Source organism: Clostridium sp. LXY-7, assembly GCF_056172015.1.
Genome location: NZ_JBLLJL010000001.1, coordinates 1,348,090 through 1,361,256, shown reverse-complemented (window position 1 = coordinate 1,361,256; position 13,167 = coordinate 1,348,090). Strand labels below are relative to the sequence as shown.

Annotated in this window: 15 protein-coding genes; all 15 read right to left on the bottom strand. The window is 31.5% G+C overall.

Going from position 1 to position 13,167, the window contains the following annotated elements:
- Positions 1–6: 6 nt before the first annotated feature.
- Positions 7–2,067, bottom strand: coding sequence for a flagellar filament capping protein FliD (gene fliD, locus ACI48Q_RS06430; protein ID WP_474918217.1), 2,061 nt, complete (start codon positions 2,065–2,067; stop codon positions 7–9).
- 17 nt (positions 2,068–2,084) lie between these two features.
- A complete protein-coding gene (gene fliS / locus ACI48Q_RS06425) occupies positions 2,085–2,462 on the bottom strand; it encodes a flagellar export chaperone FliS (RefSeq protein ID WP_474918216.1) in 378 nt (125 codons plus the stop codon).
- Between the two features lie 255 nt (positions 2,463–2,717).
- Positions 2,718–3,065, bottom strand: a complete 348-nt coding sequence (locus tag ACI48Q_RS06420; RefSeq protein WP_474918215.1) for a flagellar protein FlaG — start codon at positions 3,063–3,065, stop codon at positions 2,718–2,720.
- A 34-nt stretch (positions 3,066–3,099) separates the two neighbouring features.
- Positions 3,100–3,315, bottom strand: coding sequence for a carbon storage regulator CsrA (gene csrA / locus ACI48Q_RS06415; RefSeq protein WP_474918214.1), 216 nt, complete (start codon positions 3,313–3,315; stop codon positions 3,100–3,102).
- A gap of 4 nt (positions 3,316–3,319) precedes the next feature.
- On the bottom strand, positions 3,320–3,742 hold the full coding sequence (gene fliW / locus ACI48Q_RS06410; RefSeq protein WP_474918213.1) for a flagellar assembly protein FliW: 423 nt from the start codon (positions 3,740–3,742) through the stop codon (positions 3,320–3,322).
- Between the two features lie 100 nt (positions 3,743–3,842).
- Positions 3,843–4,775, bottom strand: coding sequence for a flagellar hook-associated protein FlgL (gene flgL / locus ACI48Q_RS06405; protein WP_474918212.1), 933 nt, complete (start codon positions 4,773–4,775; stop codon positions 3,843–3,845).
- An 11-nt stretch (positions 4,776–4,786) separates the two neighbouring features.
- Positions 4,787–6,514, bottom strand: a complete 1,728-nt coding sequence (flgK, locus tag ACI48Q_RS06400; protein ID WP_474918210.1) for a flagellar hook-associated protein FlgK — start codon at positions 6,512–6,514, stop codon at positions 4,787–4,789.
- 11 nt (positions 6,515–6,525) lie between these two features.
- On the bottom strand, positions 6,526–6,936 hold the full coding sequence (locus ACI48Q_RS06395; RefSeq protein WP_474918209.1) for a flagellar protein FlgN: 411 nt from the start codon (positions 6,934–6,936) through the stop codon (positions 6,526–6,528).
- The gene (flgM, locus tag ACI48Q_RS06390) at positions 6,937–7,227 is read right to left on the bottom strand and encodes a flagellar biosynthesis anti-sigma factor FlgM (protein WP_474918208.1); all 291 of its coding nucleotides are present in this window, start codon (positions 7,225–7,227) and stop codon (positions 6,937–6,939) included. It lies immediately after the preceding gene.
- Between the two features lie 285 nt (positions 7,228–7,512).
- Positions 7,513–8,661, bottom strand: coding sequence for a flagellar motor switch phosphatase FliY (gene fliY / locus ACI48Q_RS06385; RefSeq protein ID WP_474918343.1), 1,149 nt, complete (start codon positions 8,659–8,661; stop codon positions 7,513–7,515).
- Positions 8,654–9,649 (bottom strand): flagellar motor switch protein FliM, encoded by a 996-nt coding sequence (fliM, locus tag ACI48Q_RS06380; RefSeq protein WP_474918207.1) that lies wholly within the window; start codon positions 9,647–9,649, stop codon positions 8,654–8,656. Before fliM ends, fliY begins: the two co-directional genes overlap by 8 nt.
- A 28-nt stretch (positions 9,650–9,677) precedes the next feature.
- Positions 9,678–10,076: a chemotaxis protein CheW gene (locus ACI48Q_RS06375; RefSeq protein WP_474918206.1), complete on the bottom strand. Its 399-nt coding sequence runs from the start codon at positions 10,074–10,076 to the stop codon at positions 9,678–9,680.
- Between the two features lie 11 nt (positions 10,077–10,087).
- The gene (locus ACI48Q_RS06370) at positions 10,088–10,447 is read right to left on the bottom strand and encodes a response regulator (protein WP_474918205.1); all 360 of its coding nucleotides are present in this window, start codon (positions 10,445–10,447) and stop codon (positions 10,088–10,090) included.
- Positions 10,448–10,461: 14 nt separating this feature from the next.
- Entirely contained in the window at positions 10,462–11,061 is a 600-nt protein-coding gene (locus ACI48Q_RS06365) for a chemotaxis protein CheC (protein WP_474918342.1), read from the bottom strand.
- A gap of 8 nt (positions 11,062–11,069) precedes the next feature.
- Positions 11,070–13,157, bottom strand: a complete 2,088-nt coding sequence (locus tag ACI48Q_RS06360) for a chemotaxis protein CheW (protein WP_474918204.1) — start codon at positions 13,155–13,157, stop codon at positions 11,070–11,072.
- Between the last annotated feature and the right edge of the window lie 10 nt (positions 13,158–13,167).

Sequence of the window (13,167 nt, the reverse complement as noted above, 5' to 3'; positions counted from 1 at the left end):
CAATAGTTAACTAAACTGTTGCATTAGCCAATTTTGTTGAGAATTTAATTGATTCATGGCCTTCTCTAAATTAGCAAACTGTAAATAATACGCATTTTCTTTTGTCTTCACCATTTTTTCAAGATCTTTAATTTGTCTTTCTTTCTCTTGCATTGATTTATATAATTCATTATCATACTCTTTCTTACCTTCATATCCAGCTTTTTTCACTAAATCAGAAGTAGATGATATAGCCGTATTATTAATAATAGTTTTAACCCTTTGCATTATACCAGTATTCTTATACTTATCACTTTCAGATACTGAAGAATCTGGTATCCCTGTAAACATTTTTAAAATATCATCAGAATTTTCTTCTAGTGCTTTTGATAGTTTTTCTTCATTTATTACTAACTGACCTGATTTGGTTGTATAATTATCACTGAATGAAATCCCTATACTATTTAATGATAAATTGCTTCCAGCCACAGGCGTCATAAAAGCTTCTCTTAAATCTCTTTGTACTCCTGATAAAATATCATCTCTTTTTAATAGCCCTTGCTTACATTTCTCATTCCAAAGCTTTATTTCTTCTTCTGACATTTCCTTTTTCTGCTCATCTGTAAGCGGTTGATAAGTATACTGCCTTTTCTCATTGATCATCTTATCTACTTTAGCAATTATTTTATTATAATCTTCAACAAAAGTTTTAAGTGTTTTTATAAATTCAGTTGTATCAGCTTTCCCTGAAATAGTTACATCTCCTGTAGTTACATCTGAGACTGTGAATTTCACACCATCAATTATAAAAGTATTTTTTTCCCCATCTAAGACCTTCTTATTTCCAAAAGTATCTGTTACCGTAATCTTTGACTCCTTGCCAATTACTTCATAGATACCCTCAGAATTTGAAGGTATTTCATTTCCCTCTCTATCTTTTATAGGAACTTGTATAATTCCATTAGTTTCACCTGTATCCTCACCATGTTCCTTTTCTTCTCCTGCTTTACTTAAAGATATTTCTTGATCTTCACCCTTATCTGTAGTTGAAAAAGTTATTATACCATTCTCATCAATAGTTACATTTGAACCAAGTTCTTTTTTTATTACCTCATATGGATCTTCAGTTAAATTAGTTAAATCAACTTTTTTCTCAGTTCCATTAATATTTACTGTAAATTCACTTCCTATAAGTTGATTAATATCTACTTTAAAACTAGCGTTCTTATCAACTCCCCCTTTAGAAGTTGCTGTATAAGGTCTAGTGTCCAATTTAATTTTCGTATTTTCGCCTAATTTATTTGTTTTAAATGAAAATGTTTTAGGATTGTCTTCATTATCCACTGTTATAGTTATATCATTGCCCAAAGTTTTCTTTAGAGCTTCATATACCCCTTTACTATCTGATGTACCACTTAAGTCAACAGTTTTCTTGATTCCATTTATTTCAAAGTCACATACTCTTCCAATCAAATCATTTGCATCAATGCCTGATATTTCTGCTGGATTCTTTGTTGCATACTCTGATATAGATATTGATTGTTTACTGCCAGTATTTTTTGTTTCTATTATTATTTTATCCGCTGCTAATGTACTTGTTGAAACTTTGGCCTCTATTCCCTCATTCTTAAGGGCAAGATTAATTTTATTAACCATATCCTCTTTATCTTTTGCTTCGATTAAATCTACATCTACTTTTTTTCCATTAATATTTAAATCTATTTTCTTTCCTTTTAACTCATCATAAGTAGTAAACATCCTTGCCGGTTCTGCTACTTGACCTACTGACACCTTATAATTCCCAACCTTTGCACCAGCTAGTCCTTCTGCAGTGATTGCATCAGATGAACTTTTGAATATTGAAGTTTTATAAGTACTACTCATTATTAAACTTGTAGATGAAGTAACATCAAAGTATTTTTTATATAACTCATTTAAGTCCTTTGCCACATCTCTGTAAAGCTGCTGTTTAATAGCCATAACATCCTTACTCTGTTTCGCTCTATCTACTTTAGTTTGATATGGTATAAGCATTTGCTTTACCATTGTATCGGTATCCATACCTGTTGCAAGCCCTGGTATTCTCATATAATTATCCCCCTAAATTACTTTTTTGACTTATTATAAGCCTCATACCATATATCTCTTATTTCTTCAATAAGAGGTATTACTTCATCAATTACCTTTACATCTTTTTTTATATTTGCTTCAAAAAGCTTTTCATTTATAAATCCATAAACATTAAACATATTTACTGACCATTCACCTACATTTGTATCAAGAGATATTCTAAGTTCAGTAAATATATCTTCTGTTTTTACTATATTCTCATGAGCCAAATTTATATTTTTATCTAAAATAGCTTGTCTACCTATCTTTGAAAATTTCACTGCCCCATCTAGTAACATTAATAATAATTGTTCTTTAGAAGCATAGTTTACACTGTTATTTTTATAAGTATTATATGCATTAGTATTAAACATTCCATTTCCCTCACAATTCAAATCTATAATTATAAATAAAACTACAACTATTACATCCCTGTTACTTTTTAATTATCACTTTTATAATAACTTAAGGCTAAGTTATCTAGGTCACAAAAACCTCCCTGTTATTATGTGACCAACCTTATTCTCTACAATCACAGCTTGCATTTATCTGTGAGCGAAGCAAACACTTCTCTGTTGACGAAGTCAGCCCTTCTCTTCGCTTTAACGAACTTCTCTGTCACAAAGTGACTATGCCTTTTTATCTATCAAAATCCCTACCATCTCACACATTTTTGCCACCATGTCCAATATTTTTTTAGGTGGAACCTCTAAAATAATTTCTTTAGTGTCTTGATTTATAAGCTTAATCATAATTTGATTAAACTTATCATGCATCTCATATTTTGCATAAATATGCTCATCTTCCATAAATTTATTAAGCTTATCCACTGCCTTTTGAATATCTTTTAGGGTAGGTTTTTCTGTATTATCCTTAGTGATTTCATTCTCAGCCTTAGTATTAATATTTACTTCTAAAGGTTCTTTGTTCATAGAAGTGTTTTCCATAGCTGTATTACTGACCCTATTAATCTCCATGATTTCTCCCCCATATTAATGTAATATCTACTTCTTATTTTTCAAATTGTTTTAAAATTTCAATATCCATATCAGTAGATTTTTTATTCTCTTCTTTTACCTCATCATATAGCTCACTTCTTAAAATTTTTATATCCTTAGGAGCACTTATGGCTAACTTTACTGTATTATCTTCCAACTTTACCACAGTTATTTCTATATCATTTCCTATTTTAAGTCCTTCACCTTGTTTTCTTGTCAGCACTAACATATTATCACTCCTTATTTAGTGGATGTTTAATACTATATTTTTCCCCATCCAATATTAGTTGATACCCCCAATTATTTTTCAAATTTATAATAATAGGTGCTCTTAAATTGGTGGTTAATTTCTTCACATCACTATTTAAGGTTACTGTATTTAATACTAAAACATCTTTCTCATTGTTAATGTCTAAATTATTTATTATATCCTCAGGTAATTGAAATTCATAATTTTCTATAAAGTCAAATGGACTAATTACTACAAACCCAGCAGTTTCATCCTCTATAGAGTGAAGTATCTTAAATGGTAAATTTTCTACTTCTGCTAATACAAACTTATTTAAAGTTTCAAAACCTGGCAAGCCATATTTAAAATTTAAAATATCCTTCTCTTCAAACTGTATAACTCCATTAATTTTAGTGTTAAATTTCATTCTCTTCACTCCTAATTTCATTTATTATGTAGAATGTATACAATGTCCCTCTGGGAGTTTTATCAAGTGATTCTAATTTCTACACACTTAATTCTAAATATTATTTTATGAAATCTAAGATTGTTGGTTGTAACACCTTAGCGCTAGTTTGCAGTGATGCCATATATACTGTTTGAACCATAGCAAGTTCCATATTTTTTTCTACAAAATCTATATCTTCATTTCCAGATAGAATTTCTGTTAGATCAAAGTTTTGGGCTTCGTTTATCTCTTTAGCACTGTCCATTCTGTTCTGTATTGCTCCAACTTTAGAGTTTAAGGTAAGCATATTGTTAATAATCTTATCTATTTGATCTAAATTTTCCTCAATCACTTTATCTTTAGTTGAAGGGTCTGATAAATTAGTCAATATATCATCAAATATCTTAGATACATTTATTTCATTTCCATCTTTATCTTTAAATTTCAATATTTCAGTTGCACTAATATTATAATCAACTACAACTCCAGTGGAAATTTCCACTTGAAGTTTTTCATTTATATTATCCTCATTCCCACTTATTGAAATTGAATTTTTAGAATTTTTTTCTTCCACAGATATAGGCCTGTTTGTAGAGTCTGTGCCCGCAAATATATATTTTCCATCAAAACTCGTATTTAATATTTGTCCGAATTCAGCTACTTTTTCATTTATCTCATCCTGTATTGCTTTCAGCTCTGAGCTACCATAAGCTACATCTCCTGCTGCAACCATTAGCACTCTAATTCTTTGAAGACAATTAGTTGTATGAGTCATTGCTTCTCCTGTTGTATCCATCCAGTTAATCGTATCTTTAATATTGCTATTATATTGTTTATTTGCATCTATCTCCGTATACATTTGCATAGAACGTGCGACTTTAAATGGATCATCAGACGGTCTTGAAAATTGCTTACCTGTGTCTATTTGTTTCATAACCTTATTCATTGCAGTTAGGTTTCTATTCATATCTCCAAGAAAACCTGTTACTAGCATACTATTTGTAATTCTCATATATACACCCCTTATCTTACTAGTCCATTTACTACTACATCTAGCAATTGATCTACAGTAGATATAACCTTCGCATTAGCTTGAAACGCATGTTGGAATTGTACTAAGTTAATGGTCTCTTCATCAATTGATACAGCGGATACCGATTGTCTCCTAGTCAGCAATCCCTTTAACAATTCCGATTGATTCTCTACAATTCTATTTGCCTCTTCAGCTTGAACCCCTAATTTGTTAATAGAATTTTTATAAAATCCTTCTATTTTCATACCGCCAGATATTTCTTTTCTCTCAGGAATACTCCCTTCTGCTGTATCACCAAAATGCTCTTCTACAAATTTATCGTAGTCATATGGGTCACCATTAGCATCTTTTCCATTTTGTATATTCGTTATATTTAGTCTATAATCTCTTAATTGAGCAATGGCTAAAGCTCTTTTTCCATCTCCCTCTCCACTACTATCTTTTTTGCCGGCCTCAATAAGCATTGGATTCTTCAAAATTTCAGGATTTATGGTGATATTCCCTGCATTTATTCCATCAAAATCCATGATATCTGCTGGAGGCGTTAAATTTTTATTTATAAAGAAAGGAATCTGTTTATCTGCTGGTATTCCTTCTGTGTGAACTGCATTTACTGCAAAAGCTATAGTCTTTGCAAGGGTGTCCATTTGCTCTATATACCCATCTACATCTTTATCAATAGATTGAAGTCCTCCTATAACTCCTGATGATGTGTCAAATATACTATTTTTTATACTTTCTCCCTTACTTGAAGGGTTACCGTTCTTATCAACAATTTGACCATCTTCATTAGTTAATAAAACACTTCCTGGTCCTAAATTACCATCTAATTTTTCAAAATCTTCTTTACTCATGGTAATCTCAACCCTATTATCTGAGGAGGTCATATCACCATTTTTATAATAAACTATTGTATGTTCTTTGGTGTTTTCATCAACTTTAATTTCTGATACATAAGCCAATTTTCTTACTTTTTCATTGTCTTGATTTCTAACAAAATTTATATCAGACTGTCCTTCTGGGGTTATTAACATACCATTTAAATTCTGATTTTTTGTATCTATTCCAAATTTGGTGCTTAATTTATCTAATAGAAGATCTCTTCTATCCATCAAATCATTGGGATTATTACCTGCTATTGTAACTGTTATAATTTCTTTATTAACTGAATTAAGTTGATCTAAAATACTATTTACTTCAAAAACATTCTGTTGAATTTCACTTAGAGCATTGGTTTTTGTATCATTTAACTTCTTATAATTATGGTTAAGTTCATCTGTTAATGCCTTTGCCTTTTGTGCAACAACTGTTCTTGCATCTGATTTATCTGAATTTGTTGAAAGAATTTGCCATGCATCAAAAAGTTCAGACATAAGCTTTGATATCCCCGTATCAGATGGCTCATTAAAAATCCCTTCAACTTGGCTTAAATAATCAGATCTAACTCCATATTGATTAAGGTGAGTACTTTCTTTCCTTATTTGATAATCTAGAAATTGATTTCTAGTTCTTTCTATAGATGCTACGTTAACTCCTGTACCAATTTGTCCTGCTCCACCATATATGGTTTGTGGTCTTGCTGCTTCAAGCACTACGTGTTGCCTTGAATATCCTTCAGTTCGTGCATTTGACATATTATGAGATGTTACATTAATATACTGCTGTTGTGCAAACATCCCTGTCTTAGATATATTTAAAGTTGCAAATAATCCTGACATTTTAATTCTCCTTATTTCTTTATTTTTCCATACCCATTGTAAGTTAAGTTTTCTTTTTTAGGACTTACCATAGCTAACATTGAGTTTGTAAAACTCAAACTCTGTTTTAATAGCATGTCATTTGTTTCTTTTTGAACATAGAGAGCATTAACAGCTCTAACTACTTCATCATAAATCTTCTGTACTTCAACATCCTTTAAGCCATCCACAATCTCACTCATGGATTGTCTTCCTACAAGGCTTCTTCTTTTGCTTTCACACATTGCTAAGTTTTTACTACAATCTTCTATATCCTTAGTTATCTTTTCTAATTCGTAAACACTCTGCTGAACTAATAACCCATGCTGAACTTCCAAAATTGTTATTAGTGCTGTCATTGCTTCTAGCTCTTCCTTAAGTATTATCTTTAGTTGGTCTTTCACCTATATTTCACCTCTCATAGCTTTCATCATAGCTTCTGTTAAAGCTTTTGTATCAACCTTATAATTTCCTGTGGAAATTGAAGCTTTAATCTCCTCTACTTTCTTATCACTAACTCCATAGATTTCCTCTTCTATGGATAAATTATTAAGAGCCTTTCCTACAGAAGACAACTCACACTTATCAGGTCCTTCTTTTTTAGCTAAGTTAATGTTACTTTTATTAACTTTATCCTCGTTGTTTTTATATTTATTTATATATAGAGTGTTGCTATTTATATTATTTATCTTCATATTTTCACTCCTAATTGATTTCTATATTCTTATAGTCGAATATTTTCTCTGAAAGTTTATACATATTACTTAAATATTTTATTTAAAATTGTTTATCTCTTCCTTTTATAATCTTTTGGAATGTTTCTTTAGTAAATAATTATTCTATTTACTTGAATAGGGTCTTAGTAAATCAATCTTTCGAAAGGATTTATGGGTAATAACATATAGTTCATTATCAACACTATATTAAAACAAATCCTAAAATTCAAATGGACTGCAATATTATTGCAGTCCATTTGAATTTTACTTAGAGAGACTTCTTATTCTATCTTCCCCACTTACTATACCAGTTATCTTAACCCCAAAACTTTCATCTATAACCACTACTTCTCCATAAGCTATTTTCTTTCCATTGACAAAGATGTCTACTGGTTCTTCTGCTAACTTATTAAGTTCAATTAATGATCCTTGTGAAAGCGATAGTATATCCTTAATATTCTTCTTAGTTCTTCCAAGCTCCACTGAAAGCTCTAGTGGTACATCTAATATTAAATCAATATTTTTAGGTAATGATGTAACAGAGGCTTCATCTAACTGTTTAAAGGCTGCCCCTTTAACATTAACCTGCTGTGGTTGTGCCACTGGCATGTTATAGGCAGGTTCATAGGTCTGCTGAGGTATACTTGATTCACTATTACTATGCATTTCAATCTCCTTTGCTGGCGCAGTCCATGTTTCCTCTTGTTGTGGGATTACTACTTCCTCTACGGCAACATCTGATTCTTCTGTGCCCATCATAATATCAATGATTTTTCTAGCCGTAGCTATTGGTAGTATTTGAAGTATGCTACTATCTATTAAGGTTCCTATAGTCATCTTAAAAGAAATGCATACTATCTCCTCATGTTCTTTAATATCTTGAGATATATTTGCTGTATCTTCATCACAAATTGAAGATATTGGTGGAGAAATGTTTACCTCTCTATTAAACATAGTTGCCATAGAGGTAGCTGCTGAACCTATCATTTGATTCATAGCCTCCTGTACTGCACTAATCTCTATTTCTGATAGCTCTAGAACATCTTCTATTTGTCCATCTCCACCCATCATAAGATTAGCTATCATGCCTGCATCTGATATCTTCATTATAAGTAAATTTCCACCAGATATACCGCTAGTAAATTTAACATCTAAAACTACATTTGGTACTTCAAAACCCTTTTTTAGAGTATCCAGATTGCTAATCTTAATAGTTGGCGTAGTTATATTAACTTTTTGACCCACTATAGTTGATAACGAAGTGGCTGCAGTACCCATGGATATATTTCCTACTTCTCCCAGCAAATCCTTTTCAATATCTGTAAGAAGTTCTGTTGATTCTATTTCATTACTTTCACTTCCCCCATTAAGAAGTGAATCTATTTCTTCCTGTGACAGGAATTGATTATTCATCATTTTCCACACCCTTATCTATATAGTCTATTATCTGGACAGCTTTATTCTTGCCTTTTAATCCTGGTTGCGCTACAAAGGTTAATTGCTCTTCAACATATATATCAATAGGTTCATCCCATATCCTGTCAAGAGCTATTACATCTCCTAACTCTAAGGTTAAGAAATCATTAACCGAAATAACTGTATTTCCAAGTACTGCTTTTAAATCCACATCTACTTTTCTAAGATTTTTATTTAGTTTTTCCCTACTTAATTTTAATTGCTCTTCATCTCTTTCACTAGACCAGTATTTTACAACTAAATCCTCTAGTACATTTTCAATACTTAAATAAGGTATACATATATTTATAAATATACTTGTCTGAAACATTTCAACACTGAAGGTAATAAGTGCTACTGGCTCGTTAGGTGCTAAGGTTTGATTTAGTGCTGGATTTGTCTCCATGCTTTCCATCACTGGGTCAACCTCTAGCACATCTTCCCAAGCTAATTTCATACTGCTAATTAGTCCTTGTGCTGTATGTTTTATTATGTTTTTCTCTATTTCTGTTAGCTCTTTTAACTTTGGCTTTTTAAAGCCATCTCCTCCAGCTAAAACATCATATATTCTAAGCACAAATTCTTCATTAGTCTCTAATATGATTTGCCCACTTAAAGGTTGCATCGTAAATAGGGTTAACACCGTACTACTGGGTACAGAGTGAATAAACTCTTCATAGGTTATTTGTTCTACACTCTCTATTTTAACCTTCACATTAGTTCTAAGCTGCGCTGTTAAATAGTTTGATATAATTCTTGCATAGTTATCATGAACTAATTCTAGAGTTCTAATTAAATCTTTAGAAAATTTCTGTGGTCTTTTGAAGTCGTAATTTTTAATTTTTAAATTCTCTTCTTCCTTTTCAAGCTCACTTGGCTCTATATCACCAGAAGACAAGGCAGACAAAAGAGCATCTATTTCATTCTGTGACAATATTTCTGCCATTACCCTACCTCATTTCTTACCCTGTGGGTTATTGTAGTAGTTTATCAATATCAATCATCGTAATTATTCTATCCTCTAAATTTATAATACCTTTAATAAAGTTCTTTTCTTTTTCACCATGAATTTTTTCTACTAAGTTTTCTTCTATATCCATTACTTCTTCTACATTATCTACCATTATTCCCACTTGCTCTTCGTCCAACTTAAGGATAATAATATTACTATTATTTTCTTCCCCTAAATTCATATCTAATAACAAGTTTATGTCTAAAATAGATAATATGCTTCCTCTTAGGTTTATAAGCCCCTTTATATGTGCAGGGGCGTTAGGAACCTTAGTTATTTCCATAAGTCCATTTATACCTTGAACTTTACATGTCTCTACAGCAAACTGTTCATCTCCTATAGTAAAAATAACAACTTGCACTTAAACTCCCCCTACCCTATTACTTTGTTTATAGCCTCAAGTACTCTATCTGCCTGAAATGGTTTCACAATAAAGTCCTTTGCTCCTGCTCTTATAGCATCCATAACCATGGTTTGTTGTCCCATAGCACTACACATAACAATTTTTGCAGCTGGATCAAAGCCTTTTATTGCTTTCACTGCCTCAATTCCATCCATTTCTGGCATAGTAATATCCATGGTTACCACATCTGGTTTTTCAGTTTTATAAATTTCTACCGCTTTAAGTCCATTACTAGCTTCTCCCACCACTTCAAATCCATTTTTCTCTAATATGTCCTTAATCATCATCCTCATAAAAGTTGCATCATCTACAATTAATACTCTCGCCATTTTTGTAACCTCCGTTAATTTAATCCTAATGATTCTAATATTTTTTCTAATGATCCTGGCATTGGTATATAATAAAAATTTCCCTTTAATTCTTCACTTTCTTGAATAAAATCTGTTTCAATATCCAATGCCTCATCACTATATTGTCCTGATTCTATAAAAGTAGTAGATAAAATAGCACAAAGCATATCCTTTGTAACCGCTGGCACAGATGGATACAGCTTTAAATTGGTCAATTGTCCTATGGAATTCATATAGGTGGCAAATATAATATTACCTATTTCAGCTAATACAGAAAATCCAACTTCACTTAATTCATCACCCTGTTCACCTACTAAGGATTCTACAATTTTTATAATGGTGTCTTTATCAAAAACAAAAAGTAGATTTCCAGGGGCATCCCCAAGTACTCTTGCAATTACTGCATATACTATTTCATCTTCATCAAGTTTAGAGAAGATCTCTTCTACCTGAATTACATTGACTCTTGGCACAGTTATTTGAATTTTTCGTCCTAAAATTTTTGACATCGCTGTAGCTGCATTACCTATACCTATATTGCCAACTTCTCTTAGTGCATCTATCTGAATATCGTTAAATTCAATGCTCAATATAATACCCCCTAAATTAGTGTGGCTACATCAAGAATCAATGTAACTAGTCCATCACCTAAGATAGTAGCACCAATATACTCCTTAACTGATTTTAAAGTATTTCCAAATGGTTTTATAACTATTTCTTTTTGTCCTAATAGAGAATCTACTACTAATCCTACTTCTCTTTCCCCTACTTTTACAAGGATTATATATTTTTTACCATAGTTCACATTTTCAAGATTTAGCTTCTTACTTATTCTTACTAAACTAAATACATTGCCATTGTACATAACAACTTCTTTATTATTAGTTTTCTTAATAATGCTTTCCTTATATTCTATAACTCTATCTATAAATCCAAGAGATATAGCCATAGTCTCTCCTCCAACTTTTACTAATAGTGCCTGTATAATTTGAAGAGTTAGAGGAAGTTTTATTATAAAGGTTGTCCCTTTACCTACTTCGCTTATGGCATCTACGGTTCCACCAAGAGATGAAATTTTTGTTTTTACTACATCCATTCCAACTCCTCTACCTGACACATCCGTAACTACCTCATTAGTACTAAACCCTTGAGCAAAAATAAGATTTTTTACATCTATCTCACTCATTCCATCAGTGTTAATTCCAACTTTTTCTGCTTTAGCTTTGATTTTGTTAATGTCAAGGCCTTTTCCATCATCCTCAACTTTTATTACAGCTTTTGTACCCTCTGAATAGGCAGTAAGCTTAATCTTCCCTATTGGACTTTTTCCTGCTGCTATTCTTTCTTCAGCAGATTCTATACCATGGTCCGCTGCATTTCTTAAAAGATGAATTAGCGGCTCTCCTATCTCTTCTATTACAGTTCTGTCCAACTCTGTATCTTGTCCATAAATTTCGAAATCTATTTCCTTTTGAAGCTCCATGGATAAATCCCTTATCATCCTTGGAAATCTATTGAAAACCACATCCAATGGAAGCATTCTTATCTTCATTACTAAATCTTGTAAATCTGTAGTAGTTCTTCCAACCTGTTCTAGTGTCTCATTGAGCTCTATAATTTTATGGTTTGCACTAATCTGCTCTAATCTTGTTCTATGAATTACTAGCTCAGACACCATATTCATAAATTTATCTAATCTTTCTAAATCTACCCTTACAGATTGTCCTATTCCTTTTCCTTTTGGTTTTTGATGAACCTTTACAACACTTTCTTCTTTATCATCAATAGCTTTTGGCGCTATATTAGACTTTACCTTTTCACTGCCTTCATCATTTGATATTTCTTTAAAGGCTGTTACCTCATTTAATACTTCTGTTGCCTTTTCTTTGTGAGATTTATTTGAATGGTTATCCTCATTTTTTAAGGACTTATCTGATTTAGACTTAGATTTTACTTCTTTTATACTAACTTCTCTAATCTCAGAAATATTTACAACGCTTTGAGCAACATCTTCTTTAGATTTATTAGTTAAATAAATTAAATCTATTTCAAAATCAAAATTTTCTGCTTCTAAGTCTTCTAATTTAGGTTCAGATTTAATAATTTCTCCACACTCTTCTAGAACTTGGAATATTATAAATGCTCTAGCAGACTTTAATATAGTTCCTTCATCTAATTTTATATGAATATGATAAGAGTTTACATTTTCCTTACTTGCCTGCTTAATTATATCTAAGTCATATTCATTTAATTCCATAGGACTCATTTCATCCTGTGTTTTTTCTTCCACTGGATTCACTTCTTCTTCACCAGCTCTTGATATATCTTCTAACATAACTACTATCTCATCAATAGCTATATTGTCATCACTACCTCCACTGATGTTGTCTACCATTCCTTCTAGTACATCTAGACATTTAAATAAGACAGTTATCACCACATGGGTAACTTTTAACTTTCCTTCTCTAAATTCTGATAGAACATCCTCCATTTTATGAGTAAGTTCAGCCATTTTAGTATAACCCATAGTGGCTGCCATACCTTTAATAGTATGTGCTACTCTAAATATTTGGTTTAAAACCTCCACATCCTGTGGGTCATTTTCAAGTGTAAGTAAGCACTCATTTAAAGTTTGTAAGTTATCACTTGATTCTTCTAAAAACATAGATAAATATTGAGAAGTATCCATATTTCCCCTC